Raw genomic sequence first — 17,690 nt, 5'->3', positions numbered from 1 at the left:
TGTTGAAAGTGTCAATCACATCCTCTCGGTTCGTTGTGCTTATCTCAATGGTTTATTAGCTATTTGAGTATTTCTGCCAAAAGTGGATGCTCCCCCTGAGCCAACAGACAATTTGTTAAAACAAATGTGTCCAACACAATTTTAGCCAGACTCTAAAAATAATCACAAACGCTGACCTGTGACTATTTCTTTATGCTTTTAGAATTAGGTTACGTCATGTCAAAGACCTATAACATACTTTTGCCACTCTGTATGCAGTCCACTCTTAAGATGTTTGCTGACCTCGAAATAGAGGCTGCTATAAGGTTGGCGGGGGGGATGACGCAAAGGCATATGAGCTTCGTGGGGAGTGCGACTGCCTTTTTTGACATTGCAACGCACACAAGCGGTCACAATGTTTTCCCAGGTATCGCCCCCGCCGCGCGATCGCGGTATTACATGGTCTAGGGTCAACTCATCCCCTGTGTAACCACAGTATTGACAGCCATGACCGTCACGATGCAATATATTTCGGCGAGTCAGAGGAATTTCTTTATAAGGAACGCGTACATAATGACGCAACCGGATCACGGTCGGCAACGGGAAATCCGTATAAAGGAATTTACCGTTGTGTTCCACGCGTTCTGCTTTGCCCTTGATTAACAGAACCGCAGCACGACGCCAACTCGTTATATTGAGAGGTTCGTAAGATGCGTTTAAGACTAAAACCTTCCCCATTTATCTGCGCTCAGGGTATTAGCTTTACATAAATATTAACACAAATACACCCTGCTAGGGAGATGAGAATAAATTATACTTTCGGGAGAATTCGGAAATTAAGTTATGAGTTGAGAGTTAGTGCCGCAACACCTTGTATCTATTCCAATATGAAGGGTAAACTTCCTATTTAATCTGATATCGCTTTTAGGAGCGTGTATAGATAGATAACTTGGAAGTTTAGCCGTGGTGGAATAGGAGTCAGTACAAATGTTAAGTCGCAAAGAAATCCCTGGTGTAGTTTCTAATCAGCAGTGCGACACCTACGCGTGGTTTTCGCAACGAGCCTGGGTAGAAATTGATTTAGGGGCGTTGTCATACAATATACAACAATTGGTGCAGTTTTTATCACCGTGTACCCAGTTGATGGCGGTAGTAAAAGCTGATGCTTATGGACATGGAGCGGTAACAGTTGCCCAAACTGCAATCCAATCGGGAGCTAGTTGGCTAGGAGTCGCTACAGTTCCAGAAGCTATTCAATTGCGAGAAGGCGGAATTCAAGCGCCCATTTTGATTTTAGGAGCAACTCATACACCAGAGCAGATTCATGCGATCGCTCACTGGAAACTTCAGCCGACACTCTGTAGCCCTAAACAAGCTTTGGTATTTTCTGATGCCCTAGAATCCATGAATTATGGTTCCCCTATCCCAGTACACATCAAATTAGACACGGGAATGTCCAGGTTGGGAACTAATTGGCAGCAAGCTGGCGAATTTGTGCAATTAGTGCAGCGCTTACCACATCTATCTATTGCCAGTATTTATTCCCATTTGGCAACAGCAGATGATCCTGACACCACGGCAATGGAAGAACAGCATAAACGATTTGAGCAAGCGATCGCCCAAATCAAAGCAATGGGAATTCAACCACCCTGCTTGCACTTGGCAAACTCAGCGGCTGCACTCACAAATCCGGCATTGCACTACGACATTGTGCGAGTAGGTTTAGCCGTTTACGGACTCTACCCAGCAACCCATTTACAAAATGCGATCGACCTCAAGCCCGTTTTGGAACTTAAAGCACGAGTCACCCAAGTTAAAACAATTGCCGCAGGAACCGCTGTTAGCTATGGACATCAATTTATTGCCCCGCGTGAACTTCGCCTCGCTGTCGTGGGAATTGGCTATGCTGACGGTGTTCCTCGCGGTCTTTCCAACAAAATGCAAGCGTTAATTCGCGGTCAGCGGGTGTCGCAAATTGGGACAATTACAATGGATCAGTTGATGCTGGATGTGAGTGCTATACCCAATATCCAAGAAGGAGAAGTAGTCACCTTACTAGGGCAACAGGGAAAAGAACAAATTTTAGCCGACGATTGGGCAGAAGAATTAAACACTATTTCCTGGGAAATTCTCTGCGGGTTCAAGCATCGTCTGCCTCGTGTTGCAGTTATGTAATTGGGCATGGGGCATAGGAAATTAATTTATCCCTTGTCCCACATTTTCCCTTTCCATAAATAATTTATTATGGTATTATAGTAAACTGATGCGGATATGGCGGAATTGGCAGACGCGCTAGATTTAGGTTCTAGTTCCGAAAGGAGTGAAGGTTCAAGTCCTTTTATCCGCATTTGTAAGTTTGCGATCGCTGAGTGATTGGATAAACGCTGGTTTGCTTTCAGAATCTGCTGCGTTACACCACGCAAACACACCCTAAATATTTGAGATAAATTTAAGATTAATAGGATTTACGCAATCGTGAAGAAAAACCAAGCTTTTGCGATTACTTCGCTTCTCTACGAGAGGCTGCGCCAACGCTCGTAATGACGTAAAATCGTAATCCGTGCGTAAGTCCTAATTAATTTTCTCTATAAATTCAGCCTTTGATTTTCAAAAAAAATTAGATCGTTCCGCTTCGCTACACTCAAAAAGGGTAAAGAAAATAAGAGCAAAGGGCTAAAGAGCTAAAGTGTAAAGGGCTAAAGAGTCCTCCCAACCGCGCAGACAACACGAAAACCAATATTGAAGCTGAAGTAGTCGCGCACCAGCCAACGCACCACCCAATTGTAGTTGTCGCGGGACGCGGAACGGCAGAGTCCAGGACCGTAGAGCCAGGAACCGCCCCGCAGAATTTGATTTTTATTATCATTATCTATCCATGCACTTCCATCTTGTGGCGCTCCTTTATAACTGTCATGCCAACTATCTTGACACCACTCGCATACATTCCCGTGCATATCGTACAATCCAAAGGCGTTGGGTGTAAAACTTCCTACCTCTATTGTTTTTCCACGATTTTTTCCTTTTGGTGCAGAAGCGTAAGTAAAATTTCCATCGTAGTTAGCTAACTCAGTCGTTATCGTCTCGCCAAAATGAAAGGGTGTGTTTGTTCCTGCACGACAGGCATATTCCCATTCAGCTTCACTAGGTAGACGATATTGCTTATTTGTATATCTAGAGAGGCGATTGCAAAACTCAACTGCATCGTACCAAGATACTTTCTCTACTGGTCGTTTATCTCCGTTGAAATCAGATGGATTAGCTCTCAGGTCACGGTTAAGTTTGGGTAGTGCTGCTACTCTTCTCCATTGCGCTTGGGTGACTGGATGTTTACCCATAAAGAATGATTGAACCGTCACTTCATGCTGAGGTTTTTCGTGATTATTTTCTTCCCAATATGGTGAACCCATCAGAAATTTGCCACTGGGAATCGCAATCATTTCCAAGCTGACATCATTTCCTAAGTCTTCGGTGAAATATTGGGCTTTACTTCTGTCTCGTTTCACCTCTTGACCACTTGCATTTACCTTCACCACCTGAAACTGAAAAACCTGTAGTTCAGCTTGATGTGCTGTAGGTGCTGGCTCAGAAACTACTGATCTATCTCCCCTTGGTAAAGTAATAACTTCAGGATTTTTTGGAGGTGCAGAAGACTCTCCAAGTCGCTGGGGAATTCTAGAAAATGCCTCAATTGCTTGCAGATCGGAACCCCTAGCAGCCACATTCACGCGAATCCATAACTGTCTGGCTAATTCCCACTCTCCTTTGACTTCCGCTTGATAAGCGTCAAGTTTCATGGTAGCAATATCAGTCAGCGTGGCATAATCGGGTAACAAAATTAAGTGTAATTTGTTAGCTGGTTCAGCGATCGCATAGGGATATTGTGGAGTTTTCCGGTGCGTTTGATTGATTGTGGGTACTGTTGATTGTAAATATTTGTCCAATCTTTCAACTGTGGCGCAGTTTCCTTCACCTGCAATCTTCAACCCGTCTAACAACGCCTGGGTAAATGAGCCGTGTTGCAACTGCTCAATTTCATAAGACCTTTGACTGGGACTGCAAGAGTAAAAGGTGACTACTCCCTGATGTTCTTCACCAATACCCTTTCCTCGCCTGCTTCCCTCATCGCGGCAGGCATCTAAAAACAACACTACATTATCTGCTCCACTACGGCGCAATCTTTGGGTAACAAAATCAACAGGGATTGCCGTATGTTCTACATCACCTGGATCGCTATCCATTAGCATGAGATAATCACGGTCAGCTTCACGACAACCGTGACCAGCAAAGAAAAACCAGAGATTATCCCCTGATGCCAATAGTGGATTTTCAAAGTTTGCCCGTAAAAACCGCCGCAAGTTACCGTAAGTAGGCTGAGTGGGAATGGGTGGAGAAGTGGGAATTGCAATTGAATCCTCTGTAAACAGAAACACTCTGTCAAACCGCACTTCCTTTTCAAACCAATCGCGCATAGCAAGGGCATCAAGTTTGGCGTAGTTTAAGTGCTGAAGATTATTGTACTGGTTAATGCCGATCGCGATCGCCCAATTTTTAGCCATTTCTGCGTTGGTATTGACTAATCTGTTCTTCCCTATTGCAAGTTTACGTGTTACTACTGAATAATAGTAATGCACTGTCATGCAGTTCGATAGTCTAAAACTAAAAAATAATTGCCTGCCATGACCAAACCCCAAATTGCCGTCAGAATTCCCCCGTATCTTCTAGAAAAGCTTAACAACTACGCTCAACAGACTGGCACATCTAAAACTGAGGTAGTAGTTGGCGCTTTGGCGCACTATTTAGGATGTGTTGAAAATTTACCATTAAACCAAAGAGTTGCCGAACTGGAAGCGAGAACGGCGGTGCTAGAAGCTTTGGTAAAAGCCAGTTAAATCAAGAATAATTTCAATAATTAAATTTATGTCAGCAGAAAATTCAACACCAAAAGCCATCTGGATTATTACCGAAGAAACGGCGGAAACATCAAGTACCACCAATGAAACATTCAGAAATATTGGAGCAAGAAGTAGTGGAGATAGAGGAGGACGACTTGGAGTTGAAACCACTGAAGAAATAGTTGTGAGCCGAAAAAAAGACGAAATAGTAATTACTAGACACAAAGTAGAGGTAACTAAACTCAAGCAAGAAATGAAGGGGTTTCTGGAAGCAATGCGGGAAATGCTTGATGAAGCTGATCAACCCGATTCTAAGATGCAGCTGAATGAGGTGGAACTCTCAGTAGAAGTCAATGGTGAAGGACAAATCAGTTTGTTCGGGATTGGTGGTGGTAAAGCCGGAGGAAAAGGAGCGATGACTTTTAAATTCAAGCGGAAATAAATGGTACTTGAATATGGGTAGGAATTGGGCATTTTTATTTATATAAACCTGCTCAAATTAATGCCCGAATTAAGCTAAATCTGAGGTGATGAGTTTTTCAATTAGTTCTATAACACCATCCTCCCGACTATTATTAGTCACAAAATCTACACGCTCTTTGAGCGTTGGTAAAGTATTAGCAACTGCTACTGAATAACCACAAAAATTGAGGAAATCATGGTCATTTTCTGCATCGCCAATCCCGACTGTATTTTGAGGTGATAACTGTATCTCATCCAAAGCAGCGGCTAACCCTGTGGCTTTATTAATTCCTGTGGGTAGCACCATCACCGCACCTTTATCCAATATGACTTGTAATTCTAATCCCATCTGGCGGATAGTTTCTAAAACTATGGATAACCAGAACAATTCACCTGGAAACTTGGTTAATTTCACGCCTTTTTCTGGTATTATTAGCCCTTCTGAATTATGTTTTCTTTTTGTTAAGAAAATCAGTATTATTGCTGTGGTCAAATTGAAGTTACTCGATACAAAGTGACTTCATCTAGCCCTTAGCTAATTAAAAACTATGTTTTACTTAAGTGTAAATACATAAGTTCAAATGTATTACCGCCTATAAAATCGGTATTATTCCTGTGGTCAGATAGGGGTTACTCAATGGAAAGTGGCTTCATATACTCTTGACATTTTTATGTCTTATTCTCAAAAGATGTCTGTAAATCTCGGTAACAGGAAGTAAATTAATAATAATTTACGAATTTACTGAGATTTGATCATTTGAAAATAACGCTGTTGTCGTTGAGTTTCACCATAATCCCTAAACATAAACTAATGTATTTTAAAGTAGAAGTGTTTTATCCTTTTTACTTGATTGCAATTGTGGAATAACTCTGCACAAATTTAGCTTACACCTATCGAATTTAGCTGAAGTAAAAGTAAAATGAGCACAACTCCTATAGGTAGCTACAGGTTATTCCAGAAACTACATCCGCTATCTCTGTTGGCACAATTAACCAGTCGGCGTGCTACAGGCTGCTTAAATATATTTACTGAAATAGTTTCTTGGTCAATCTATCTAGAGGACGGGAAACTTACTTATGCCTCCTATTCAGATAAACTATTTGAGCGCATTGACAGTCACTTGCGACGCTTGAGCCAGCAAATTCCTGCTCTCAACAGCGCCACTCGCGTGCAGATGCGGCTGATGTTTGAAATTAAAAATGAACATCAATCAATACCAAATGCGGATTACCAAGCTATTTGTTGGTTAGTAAATCAGGACTATATCACCTCTGTGCAAGCAGCAAGGCTGATAGACGAATTGGCAAAAGAAGTACTGGAATCATTTCTATGCTTAAAAGAAGGTAGCTATGAATTCAGTCCTGAAAGCTCTTTGGATGAACTACCAAAGTTCTGTTCCCTGGATTTGCGGTTACTTGTTGAACACTGTCAAAAGCAGTTACGAAATCGGCAAAATATCCAGTCATCAATTCCGGCTGGTAGAGGTTCCCAAGTTTTGTCTAAAATACAACCGTCTCAAGTTCAGCCACAACTGCAAATAAAACTTGGGCAAAAATTGCCGATACAAATCAATTTTGATATTCCTGAGAATAAAACTACTCAGCCAACTGTTAGCAAAAAACTATATACAATTGCCTGTATCGATGATAGCCAAACAGTTTTGAATTCTATCAAACACTTTTTGGGTGAAAACACCTTTTCAGTTGTGATGATCAATGATCCGGTGAAAGCTTTAATGCAAATTCTCCGAAGTAAACCCGATCTGATTTTGCTAGATGTTGAGATGCCAAGCTTAGATGGCTACGAACTATGTTCTTTATTACGGAAACATTCGGCTTTTAAAAATACACCGATCATTATGGTGACTGGTAGAACAGGATTTATCGACAGGGCAAAGGCTAAGTTAGTCAGATCATCAGGATATTTGACTAAGCCTTTTACACAATCAGAATTGCTAAAAATGGTTTTTAAGCATCTTGGTTAATTTAGTAGTCATGATTCCGGAGTCAGAAGAAATGAGACAACTAGCAAAAACATTTCAAGACTTGATAGTTTGGCAGAAGGCACATCAATTTATTTTATTCTTATATCGATTTTATAAAATTGGTATCTTCATTATGAATTCTGATTCCTAACTCCTGAATTCTTATACAAAATTTAATCGCCTTAAGTTACTTTTTAGGAGATTTAATAGTGAGCCTGACTTTACTTGGCACAATTCTGATTGTAGAAGATTCTCCCAGCGAATTGGAATTAATGAGCCATTATCTTAAAGAGAGTGGTTACAACGTAATTAAAGCTTCTGGTGCAAAAGAAGCTTTAGAAAAAGCTGTGTTAGAAAAACCAGATGCGATCGTTACTGATGTAGTAATGCCCGAAATGAGTGGATTTGAATTGTGTCGTTCTCTAAGAAGAAATCCGATTACTGCAAAAGTGCCGATTGTCATTTGCAGTTCTAAAAATCAAGAAATTGACCGTTTGTGGGCAATGAAACAAGGTGCAGATGCCTATATAACTAAACCTTACACCCGCGAACATCTTCTGCGTACTATTAAATCAGTGGTAATTTGAATCAATGACTAGTACAAACATTACACTTACTTCAAAACCAATCCAAAATAATTTAGCAGATGGTTATCTAAAGTTTCAGCTAAATCAACAGACTACTGCTGTTTTATCAATGAAACATACGCAAGAAGCAATCATTATGCCTATTGAATCTATCACCTCGATGCCGAATATGCCCCCCTGCATATTAGGATTAATGAATTGGCGGAGTCGGATAATTTGGGTAGTTGATTTGCCAAGAATGCTCAATTTAGAATCTCTAGATTATCGATTGCGACAGTACAATGCGCTCATTATTCAGGTGGAATCATTGGTGTTAGGCTTAGTTGTCCAAGAAATAAAAGGTACAACTAAGTTCGCAGCTGATGCTATTCATTCTCCTATAGGACAAGTGGCATCCAGTTTAGTTCCTTATTTATGTGGGTGCGTTGTGCAACAGGAAGAAATATTACTGGTATTAGATGCACAGGCGATTGTGCAGTCTTCTATTCTCCGCAGTGATTAGAGTGTACTACTAAAAAAAGATTTTTAGTGTTCTTATTCACGTACTTAGGAGAACTACTTTTATGTTTAATAAAACCAACACGAATCAAAGTAGTGGCGCTCAAAATCGAGCATCGCTGATTTCATCCCAAAAAATCACTGGTACTGTAGTAAAGCTACCAACTAAGCTAACTACTGAAACGGCTAATAATTCTTCCCTAAATCAGGCTATTGCCTCTTTTGCAAAGCTGGGATTGATTAAGAAAGCGACTATTTTGGCGATCGCAATCGGTACAATACCAGTATTGGGCATAGGCGCGATCGCTTTTAGCTTTGCCAACAAGTCGATTACTAAGCAAATTACTCAATCTCAACAATCCGAAGCCACTGGTTTAAGTGATAAACTTAACCGTTTTATGTTGGGACGCTACGGTGATGTTCAGGTAATATCAAGTTTGCCTTTTTTGACTAATTCCCAAGCTAGTGTCAGTATCACCACTCAAGAAAAACAAGCAGTCCTAGATCGCGTTGTCGAAGCCTACAAAGCTTATGACAGTGTTGCTGTCTTTGATAGCCAAGGTAATTTGATTGTGCAATCCACAGGCGAACCCCTGGAAAACCAAAAAGACCGTACCTATTTTCAAGACGCTTTACAAAAAGATATTCCTATAATCAGCAAACCGGAAGCAGCAAAAAATACAGGGAAAGCGAGTATTTATATAGCTGCACCTGTGAAAGAGACAAGCACGGGCCAAACTATTGGCGTGGTACAAGCACGTATGCCCGTAAAATCTTTAGAGGAAGTCATCAAAAACTATGTAGTCAATAGACAACAATACTATTTGCTCGATGCTTCGGGGACAGTTTTCTTGAGTCCACAACAAGAATTATTGGGGAAACAGGCAAAGGGAGAGTATTCTAATTTAGCTAAACTCCTTGCAGCCAAAAAAGTAGATAGTTTTATAGAAGTTCCCAAAACTCACAAAAAACAAGAACTAGTCAGCTACGTACCAGCCAGTAAGTTAGACGGCTTGCCAGATTTAAACTGGCAAGTACTTTTATCCACAGATACAGCAATTTTATTTGAGCCGCAAAGACAATTGTTGTGGATTATAGCCATTGGTACAGCACTGACAGCATTGATTGTAGCTGCTTTCGCATCTCGGTTAGCTAAAGTTACTACACAGCCAATTATCAATGCTACTGCGGCATTAGCAAAGCTTGGTCAAGGTAAATTCAATACCCGTCTGGAAATTGAAAGAGAAGACGAATTAGGGGTATTGAGTGCAAATATCAACCAGATGGCCGAACAATTGCAGGTTTTAGTTAAGGAACAAGAACTGGATGTTGAAGGCGTAAAATTATTAGCAGATATTACCCGACAAATTCGGATAACTCTCAAAACCGAAGATATTTATCATGCAGCAGTAAAAGAAGTTCAGCGATCGCTAAAAACAGACCGGGTAATCATTTATAGTCTGAATCCAGATACTTGGGATGGCATCGTCATTGCTGAATCGGTAACTGGTAATTGGCCAGAAATGATCGGAGTGCAAATCGACGACCCCTATTTTCGGGAACATTATCTAGAAACTTCTCATGATAGCCGGGTGCAAGCAGTTGCTAACATTCATCAAGACCAAAGCTTGAAAAATGCCAATGGTTACATTCAACTGTTGGAAAAATTTGCTGTCAAAGGTCATTTGATTGTACCGATTCTAGCCCAAGAGCAACTTCTCGGCTTATTAATTGCTCATCATTGCGAAACTCCTCGTGTTTGGCAACAGCCGGAAATTGACTTGTTTCAACAGATAGCAACTCAAATTGGCTATGCCTTGGAACAAGCCAAGTTGTTAGAAGAGATAGAACAAGCTAGGAATGTTGCAGTAATCGGTTCTGACGACGAACGGCATCAAAAAGAAATATTGCAACAGCAACTTTTAGAACTGCTCAACGACGTAGAAAGTGCTGCCAGAGGTGACTTGACAGTGCGTGCAGACGTGACCTCTGGGGAAATAGGCACTGTTGCCGACTTTTTCAACTCCATTGTGGAAAGCCTCCGGGATATTGTTACCCAAGTTCAACAGGCTGCTATCTACGTGAATACTGCTATTGGCTCTAACGAAGGAGCCATCCGCCACTTAGCAGAGGAAGCACTCACCCAAGCTGCCGAAATAAACCGCACCCTCGATGCTGTTGACGAAATGACCCAATCCATGCAAACCGTAGCCGAGAGCGCCGAAAAAGCTGCTTTCATTGCCAACCACGCCGCCTACAGCGCCACTCAGAGTGGACACGCAATGGATTTGACAGTACAAAATATCCTGTCTTTGCGGGAAACTGTGGGTGAAACTGCTAAAAAAGTGAAACGTTTAGGAGAATCTTCTCAACAAATTTCTCGCGTGGTGTCCTTGATTAACCAAATCGCCATTCAAACCAACTTGCTTGCCATCAACGCGGGTATTGAAGCAGCGCGTGCGGGTGAAGAAGGTGAAGGTTTTGCTGTAGTTGCTGAAGAAGTTGGCGAATTAGCAGTCAGGAGTGCCGCTGCAACCCAAGAAATTGAACAAATTGTTGAAAATATCCAACGAGAAACCAGTGAAGTGGTGCAGGCGATGGAAATAGGAACCACCCAAGTGGTAGAAGGGACTCGAATTGTGGAGTCAGCTAAACAAAGTCTGAGTCAAATTTTGGATGTATCGCATCAAATTGATTCCTTGGTGCAGTCGATTTCTACTGCAACTGCATCTCAGGTAGAAACATCGCAAAGTGTCACCCAATTGATGAAAGATATTGCTGCTGGATCACAACGCACCAGCGATTCTTCTCGCCAAGTTTCTGAATCTCTGCAACAAACTGTGGATATTTCCCAGCAATTGCAAGAGGCTGTAGAGACTTTCAAAGTTAGTTAGTGGTCATCTGTCAGTTGTTTTTTCACTACTTACTACTGACAAATGGCCGAATTTTAGATTTTAAATTTTGGATTTGGGAATTGTTGGCGGAACTTTTGGTAGAGAAGATTCAAAATATAAAAATGTTTGGAGCAAGCGAATTTCAACAGGAAAATAATTCTATTATCCCAAATCTAAAATTAAATGGCAAGCCTGTGAATTTAGGTATAGATCAATCTAAAATCCAAAATTGTTTGACTATTAACAAAAACTATGCTGACAGACAAAGAACTAGAAATCCAGATGCAGTTTTTGGAAGAAGCAACTGATTACTTAAATATCCTGGAAGGAGTATTACTGGAAATCGATACTACTAACCGGATCGATTTGGATAAAATCAATGCTGCACTCCGGGCTGCTCATTCTATCAAAGGTGGCGCGGGGATGATGGGATTTAGATCGCTAAGTGATTTATCTCACCGTCTGGAAGATTCCTTTAAAGTTTTAAAAACTAAAAAAAATTCTCTAGAAATTGATACTCAGTTACAAAGTTTATTGCTATCTGGAGTTGACTGGCTGCGTCAGATTGTAGAATTGCTTGCAGAAGGAAATGTTGTTGAAGATCAGTGGTTAGTAACCTTTTGTTACCCAATTTTTGATCAGTTGCACGATCGCTTGGGCGACCCCACCCCTGAGGATGCCTCAACCATGCTATCCCCAGAAGATGGGCAAGACATTATCCCCTTGTTATTTGGCACAGAAGTAGAAGAGTGCTTGCAGCGCCTAGAATCTATATTGGCAGATAGTGAACAGCCTGGTTTGCATGAAGAAGTTGTGATCATGGCAACTGAATTGGGCGGTTTAGGGGAAATGCTCCAGTTGGCTGCTTTTACCAAGCTTTGTGAGTCAGTAACGCAGCAATTAGAAATTGTTAGCAGCTCGCGCATTCCAGAAATTGCCCAGTTAGCATTGCAAGCATGGCGGCGATCGCAAGCTTTGATCCTGACAAATCAATTAGATAACTTACCTACAGAAATTGAATTGGGTAGTTATACGCAATCACAGCCACTATTACAAGCAGAAGTAATACCACAGGTTATTGCCACAGATACAGAAGTAGTATCAACATCTGTTTGGCAACCAGAAAACACTAGAGAAAATTGGATTAATCATGAAGCGTTGGCGCAGCCCGCCACAGGTATCGCTGCCAATTTTACATTTTTGGATGCAGAATTTGCCGATGACGTTAATGCTGTCAATGTCACAGAGCAAAATACAATATTTGCTAGAGAACATAATTCTCCAGATACCAGATTTGGCGAAGGCAAAGGAGAACCAAATGGCGTTGGGAAAGAGCGGGAAATTCATGAAAATAGCGTCCGAGTTCCCAGCAAACAACTAGAGCAAATTAATGATTTATTTGGTGAACTGATTGTTCAGCGGAATGGGTTAAACTCGCAACTAGAAAGATTACGCAAACTCGTTCGTAACCTGAAGCAGCGAGTCCAAGTTCTCGACCAAGAAAACCAGGAGTTACGTACAGCCTACGACAAAATTTCTCCTCAAGCCATGTCTCTTGGGGTGCAACCGCAAGCTGAAAATGGCCACCAAATACAAGGCACAGACAGAGAATTTGATCCCTTAGAAATGGATCGCTATAACGATTTCAACCTGCGATCGCAGGAAGTTATGGAAACCATTGTTCAGGTACAGGAAGTCACAACTGATGTGCAACTCAGTGTAGATGATACAGACCAAATTGCTCGGAAACTAAACAAAACATCAAAACAGTTACAAACAAAGCTAAATCACATCCGAATGCGGCCGCTGTCCGATTTAATCGAACGTTTTCCCAGAGCCTTGCGCGATTTAAATGTAGAGTATGGGAAAAATGTGCAGTTAAAAATTGAAGGTGGCAATACTTTAATTGAACGCAGCATTTTAGAAGCATTAAATGAACCTTTAATGCATCTGTTAAGGAACGCCTTCGATCATGGTATCGAAGACTCTACCACCCGCCGCCTTTTGGGTAAACCAGAACAAGGATTGATTGAAATCACAGCTACTCACCGCAGTAATCGTACCCTGATTACTATCCGTGATGATGGTTGGGGCATTTCTCTAGAGAAAATTCGCATCCGCGCCCTAGCTATGGGATTGGATGCTTCTCTACTCGCTAATGCTAGTGATGAAGAACTGTTATCACTAATTTTTGAACCAGGTTTTACCACCTCCGAGCAAGTCACAGCATTATCTGGCCGCGGTGTCGGTATGGATGTGGTTCGTAACAACCTCAAACTAATTCGGGGAGATGTCAAAGTTGATACGGAACCAGGAGTTGGTACTACCTTCACCCTATCAGTACCATTTACACTTTCTGTAGCGCGAGTTCTACTGGTAGAAATCAACAAAATGCTATTGGCATTTCCCACAGATGTTATTTCAGAAATATCTTTACTCCAAGACGAACGAGTTTTTCAAATGGCAGGTAGTGAAGTCCTAAATTGGCAAGGAACTATGCTACCACTGATTCGCTTGACTCCTTATTTAGAGTTTAATTGCCTGCGCTATGATACCTCAGAGTTAGAGACTCCGGCAGCGATTAATGCTAACAGCGTGTTAGTAGTCAAAGGGAATAATCAGCCAGTAGCAATCCAAATAGACCGTTGCTGGGGTGAACAAGAAGTTGCTATTCGCCAAGTCGAGGGAAATATACCTTTACCTGAAGGCTTTAGCAATTGTACAATTCTCGGTGATGGTCGAGTAGTGCCACTAGTTAATGTCAATGAGTTGCTGTATTGGATTGCTACAAATCGGCGGACTCCTAGAGGAACTCAATTACCATCAGCAAGGTTAAAGACACCGTTCCTGATATTTGATGAAGATAAAATATCAGCAGCGTCTGTTAAGCAGAAAGGCACAATTTTAATCGTAGATGACTCAATTAATGTTCGCCGCTTTCTAGCTTTGACCCTTGAAAAAGGAGGGTATCAAGTAGAACAAGCTAAAGATGGTCAAGATGCCTTAGAAAAACTCCATAGTGGATTGAGAGTTGAGGCAGTAATTTGTGATATTGAAATGCCTCGCCTAGATGGTTATGGCTTTTTAGGTAAGGTAAATTCAGACGTTGATACAAAAAATATTCCAGTCGCGATGCTGACTTCTCGTAGCAGCAATAAACATCGGCAATTAGCTATGCAATTGGGGGCGCGGGCTTACTTTTCTAAACCTTACAACGAGCAAGAACTACTCCAAACGCTAGAGGAAATAATTCGTAATGTTGTAGAAAAGGCAGCGTCTAATTAAAAATTGATAATTCACGCCGTGTGCAACTTATTCTTAGAACCCCGCTTTCATTCCTCTCCCCCATAGGGAGAGAGGCTTTGATGCTTGCTCCCCAACGCTAGCAGGGAAGAGGTTAGGGGTTAGATTTGAGAGAAAGTTGCACACGGCGTTAATTCATAATTAGATTTCAGATATTTTCGTAGGGTGTGTTATTGCCTTGGTGACTAGAAGTCGCGGCTATACAAATAAAACCCGCCTGCGCGGGTTAAAAAACTGAATTATATCAGTAACAGGACTTACGCAAGAACTCTCTGAAACTCATATTCCTACCCTGCGGGAAGCCGCTGCTGCGTCTATGTGTCCAACTCTTGGAGACGCTGCGCGAATGCGTCCTTTGCGGTTCGTTTTATCATGATTTGGCGTAAGTCCTGAGTAATAATCGCCCAGCTTTTGCGTAATACTATTTGTGTCAATTGAAATAATTTCTATATCAATTCAATATGTGGTGAATTTATGGTAACTGTAACACTGACGGCTGTTGCTACTGCGATCGCAACTACGCTTTGGACTAAAGCACAAGATAAAATCGGCGAAAATCTCGGCGATGCTACATGGACGGTAGGTGGAAAGTTAATCGGATTACTCCGCCAGAAGAATAAATCGCCATTACTCACCAGTGCTGTTGAGGGAAATGAACCGCAGCGTTTAGATTATGGTCAAGCAGTGCTGGAACTGAAAGCAGCAGCAGAACAAGACCCAGAAATTGCTCAAGCTGTTGTGGAAGTAGAAGCAGCAGCAAAAGCAGAACCAAAACTCACTCAAAAAATTCAAGAAATAGAAAATACCCTCAAGTCTCAACAGCCAACTATTCAAAATCTGACGCAGCTAGCAGAAAAAATTGGGGTTGTAAATCAAGGACAGATAACTAACCAAACTAATAACTTGACGTTTTGACTACAGTCGTCCCAAGGGGAGGATGGGACAAACTTAATCCCCAATGACTGGCGTGAAGTCTGCCGTAAAATGCTCTTAGAACGGCGAAAGCTGACTACAAATCCTCTGACATCAACTGAAGGAGTCGCCCTGCAAGTTGATGATGTTTACGTACCACTGGGATTAGTTGAGCGCAAAAAACCATCCAAGCGTCAAGGTGATATTTCTCCAGAACAGGGGTCAGAACTGTACAAGGAGACAGAAATCACCAAAACATTTGAGCATGATGATTTTCTTGAAGAAGTTCTCAAACAGAAGAACACGCCTAAAAGTCAAGGTAAGCGGATTGCAATTATTGGCGAACCAGGAGCAGGAAAGACAACACTGTTACAGCAGATTGCTGATTGGGTATCTCGTGAGATTGACCAGTCCATTGTCATTTGGGTATCTTTAGCAGATTTGCGAGGTGAGGAACTAAAATCTTATCTGTTTAAGACTTGGTTGACTCAGGTTGCTGAGAAAATAGGTAAAGCTGAAGCCACCGAGCAACTGAAGAATGATTTTGTGGCTCTGTTTAATCAAAATAATGTGTGGTTGCTGCTAGATGGGTTAGATGAAATGTCCGCATCTAATCCTCTAACTGAAATTGCCCGACAATTCCGTGAAGCAGGGTTAATTGCTCAAGTGCGAATTGTGCTGACCTGTCGGGTTAATTTGTGGGATGGCAGCATTAATGCACTTGATGATTTTGATACTTATCGCAGTTTAGATTTTTCTTATCCAGAACAGGTAGAGAGATTTATTCACAGATGGTTCACTGCTATTCCCGAAAGTGGGAAGCAGTTATGTACTGCGTTGAAAGAATCAGGTAAGGAACGGATTCAGGATTTAGTGAAAAATCCTCTGCGGTTGACGCTGCTGTGCTTGAATTGGCAAGCAGAAGATGGCAAATTACCGGATACTCAAGCGGGACTCTATCAGCAATTTGTTGATGACTTCTACAACTGGAAAAAAGAGGAATTTGTTACAGATTCTGACCAGCGTCAGCAACTCAATGTCGAGTTGGGGAAATTAGCGAAAGCAGCAATAGACAAAGAAGCAACCCGTTTTCGCTTGCGGCAGGATTTTGTTAGTCAATTTTTGGGAGATACTGAGGATAAAAATTCGCTACTGAAATTGGCACTAAATCGCGGCTGGCTAAACTGTGTAGGGATAGATACAAATAGAAAACCTGTTTACGCTTTCTTTCATGCTTCATTTCAAGAGTACTTTGCTGCTAAAGCAATTGATGACTGGCATTTCTTTCTTAATCATGTTCACAAAAATCCCAGTCAAGGAACTTATCGCATCTTTGAACCACAATGGAAGCAAACAATATTACTTTGGTTAGGGCGAGAAGAAGAAAACCTCAAGCAGCAAAAGCAACAGTTTATCGATACTTTAGTGAACTTTAAAGACGGATGTGGCAATTGGAATAGAAAAGATTTAGATAAAGGATTTTATGAATACCGCGCCTACTTTTTAGTAGCCGCAGGAATTGCAGAGTTTAGAGGTAATTCTAAAGAAGATAAATCTAGAGCAAATGAAATAGTAGCGCAAATTGTCAAGTGGACAATTGATAGTCACAGTTCAATCAAAGAGGAAGTTAAATCAGCATTGCAACAAACAGACCGCACAAAAGCGCTCGCCGCCTTAGTGCAACTGCTGCAATCAACTACTGTGGATGACTCCACCCGTAGGCAAGCAGCAGATAGCTTAGGGAAAATCGACCCAGGCAATAAAGATGCGATCGCCGCCTTGGTGCAACTGCTGCAATCAACTACTGTGGATGACGACACCCGTAGGCAGGCAGCATATAACTTAGGGAAAATCGACCCAGGCAATAAAGATGCGATCGCCGCCTTGGTGCAACTGCTGCAATCAACTACTGTGGATCACTGCACCCGTTTAATGGCAGCATATAGCTTAAGGAAAATCGGCACAGGCAATAAAGATGCGATCGCCGCCTTGGTGCAACTGCTGCAATCAACTACTGTGGATTACTCCACCCGTTGGCTGGCAGCATATAGCTTAGGGGAAATCGGCACAGGCAATAAAGATGCGATCGCCGCCTTGGTGCAACTGCTGCAATCAACTACTGTGGATCAGTACACCCGTATGAAGGCAGCAGATAGCTTAGGGGAAATCGGCACTGGC

General features: G+C 41.7%; 14 protein-coding genes and 1 tRNA gene. 12 read left to right on the top strand and 3 right to left on the bottom strand.

From position 1 onward, the window contains the following. Positions 1 to 219: 219 nt before the first annotated feature. A complete protein-coding gene (locus V7K21_RS15100) occupies positions 220 to 717 on the bottom strand; it encodes an HNH endonuclease (protein WP_335175533.1) in 498 nt (165 codons plus the stop codon). Positions 718 to 966: 249 nt separating this feature from the next. Between V7K21_RS15100 and alr the strand changes: the two genes are divergently transcribed. Then, on the top strand, positions 967 to 2,154 hold the full coding sequence (alr, locus tag V7K21_RS15095) for an alanine racemase (RefSeq protein WP_335175531.1): 1,188 nt from the start codon (positions 967 to 969) through the stop codon (positions 2,152 to 2,154). Between the two features lie 90 nt (positions 2,155 to 2,244). Further along, positions 2,245 to 2,326: transfer RNA gene (locus V7K21_RS15090), tRNA-Leu, on the top strand. A 349-nt stretch (positions 2,327 to 2,675) separates the two neighbouring features. Here the strand turns inward: V7K21_RS15090 and V7K21_RS15085 are convergent. After that, the gene (locus V7K21_RS15085) at positions 2,676 to 4,535 is read right to left on the bottom strand and encodes an SUMF1/EgtB/PvdO family nonheme iron enzyme (RefSeq protein ID WP_335175529.1); all 1,860 of its coding nucleotides are present in this window, start codon (positions 4,533 to 4,535) and stop codon (positions 2,676 to 2,678) included. A gap of 120 nt (positions 4,536 to 4,655) precedes the next feature. Between V7K21_RS15085 and V7K21_RS15080 the strand changes: the two genes are divergently transcribed. Next, entirely contained in the window at positions 4,656 to 4,868 is a 213-nt protein-coding gene (locus V7K21_RS15080; RefSeq protein ID WP_335175527.1) for a DNA-binding domain-containing protein, read from the top strand. 28 nt (positions 4,869 to 4,896) lie between these two features. Then, positions 4,897 to 5,313 (top strand): Pepco domain-containing protein, encoded by a 417-nt coding sequence (locus V7K21_RS15075; protein ID WP_298910265.1) that lies wholly within the window; start codon positions 4,897 to 4,899, stop codon positions 5,311 to 5,313. A gap of 69 nt (positions 5,314 to 5,382) precedes the next feature. Here V7K21_RS15075 and V7K21_RS15070 read toward each other — a convergent pair whose 3' ends face one another. Then, a complete protein-coding gene (locus tag V7K21_RS15070) occupies positions 5,383 to 5,748 on the bottom strand; it encodes an HAD family hydrolase (RefSeq protein WP_335175525.1) in 366 nt (121 codons plus the stop codon). Between the two features lie 505 nt (positions 5,749 to 6,253). Between V7K21_RS15070 and V7K21_RS15065 the strand changes: the two genes are divergently transcribed. From V7K21_RS15065 to V7K21_RS15030, 8 genes are all read left to right on the top strand, one after another. Further along, positions 6,254 to 7,318 carry a response regulator gene (locus V7K21_RS15065; RefSeq protein ID WP_335175523.1) on the top strand — a complete coding sequence of 355 codons (1,065 nt, stop codon included), beginning with the start codon at positions 6,254 to 6,256 and terminating at the stop codon, positions 7,316 to 7,318. A gap of 209 nt (positions 7,319 to 7,527) precedes the next feature. Continuing rightward, on the top strand, positions 7,528 to 7,905 hold the full coding sequence (locus V7K21_RS15060; protein WP_273763535.1) for a response regulator: 378 nt from the start codon (positions 7,528 to 7,530) through the stop codon (positions 7,903 to 7,905). Positions 7,906 to 7,909: 4 nt separating this feature from the next. Then, the gene (locus V7K21_RS15055; protein WP_335175521.1) at positions 7,910 to 8,407 is read left to right on the top strand and encodes a chemotaxis protein CheW; all 498 of its coding nucleotides are present in this window, start codon (positions 7,910 to 7,912) and stop codon (positions 8,405 to 8,407) included. 61 nt (positions 8,408 to 8,468) lie between these two features. Beyond that, positions 8,469 to 11,297: a methyl-accepting chemotaxis protein gene (locus V7K21_RS15050; protein ID WP_335175519.1), complete on the top strand. Its 2,829-nt coding sequence runs from the start codon at positions 8,469 to 8,471 to the stop codon at positions 11,295 to 11,297. A 14-nt stretch (positions 11,298 to 11,311) separates the two neighbouring features. Continuing rightward, a complete protein-coding gene (locus tag V7K21_RS15045) occupies positions 11,312 to 11,605 on the top strand; it encodes a hypothetical protein (RefSeq protein ID WP_335175517.1) in 294 nt (97 codons plus the stop codon). Beyond that, positions 11,550 to 14,582, top strand: a complete 3,033-nt coding sequence (locus V7K21_RS15040; RefSeq protein ID WP_335175515.1) for a hybrid sensor histidine kinase/response regulator — start codon at positions 11,550 to 11,552, stop codon at positions 14,580 to 14,582. Before V7K21_RS15045 ends, V7K21_RS15040 begins: the two co-directional genes overlap by 56 nt. 492 nt (positions 14,583 to 15,074) lie before the next feature. Further along, a complete protein-coding gene (locus V7K21_RS15035; RefSeq protein ID WP_335175513.1) occupies positions 15,075 to 15,515 on the top strand; it encodes a hypothetical protein in 441 nt (146 codons plus the stop codon). A gap of 69 nt (positions 15,516 to 15,584) precedes the next feature. Continuing rightward, positions 15,585 to 17,690 (top strand): NACHT domain-containing protein (locus V7K21_RS15030; RefSeq protein WP_335175511.1); only part of this gene is annotated, 2,106 nt, incomplete at its 3' end.

Origin of the sequence: Nostoc sp. (assembly GCF_036919595.1) — a bacterium.
In the GTDB taxonomy this organism is placed as follows: Bacteria; Cyanobacteriota; Cyanobacteriia; order Cyanobacteriales; family Nostocaceae; genus Nostoc.
The sequence above is the reverse complement of the archived record's forward strand: the minus strand, read 5'-3'. Positions and strand labels throughout refer to the sequence as shown.

Excerpts from the sequence above, each read along its gene's own strand:
- V7K21_RS15040 (WP_335175515.1), top strand. The coding sequence starts at position 11,550 with ATGCTGACAGACAAAGAACTAGAAATCCAGATGCAGTTTTTGGAAGAA.
- V7K21_RS15080 (WP_335175527.1), top strand. The coding sequence starts at position 4,656 with ATGACCAAACCCCAAATTGCCGTCAGAATTCCCCCGTATCTTCTAGAA.
- V7K21_RS15050 (WP_335175519.1), top strand. The coding sequence starts at position 8,469 with ATGTTTAATAAAACCAACACGAATCAAAGTAGTGGCGCTCAAAATCGA.
- V7K21_RS15075 (WP_298910265.1), top strand. The coding sequence starts at position 4,897 with ATGTCAGCAGAAAATTCAACACCAAAAGCCATCTGGATTATTACCGAA.
- V7K21_RS15065 (WP_335175523.1), top strand. The coding sequence starts at position 6,254 with ATGAGCACAACTCCTATAGGTAGCTACAGGTTATTCCAGAAACTACAT.
- alr (WP_335175531.1), top strand. The coding sequence starts at position 967 with ATGTTAAGTCGCAAAGAAATCCCTGGTGTAGTTTCTAATCAGCAGTGC.
- V7K21_RS15085 (WP_335175529.1), bottom strand. The coding sequence starts at position 4,535 with ATGGCTAAAAATTGGGCGATCGCGATCGGCATTAACCAGTACAATAAT.
- V7K21_RS15100 (WP_335175533.1), bottom strand. The coding sequence starts at position 717 with ATGGGGAAGGTTTTAGTCTTAAACGCATCTTACGAACCTCTCAATATA.
- V7K21_RS15035 (WP_335175513.1), top strand. The coding sequence starts at position 15,075 with ATGGTAACTGTAACACTGACGGCTGTTGCTACTGCGATCGCAACTACG.
- V7K21_RS15055 (WP_335175521.1), top strand. The coding sequence starts at position 7,910 with ATGACTAGTACAAACATTACACTTACTTCAAAACCAATCCAAAATAAT.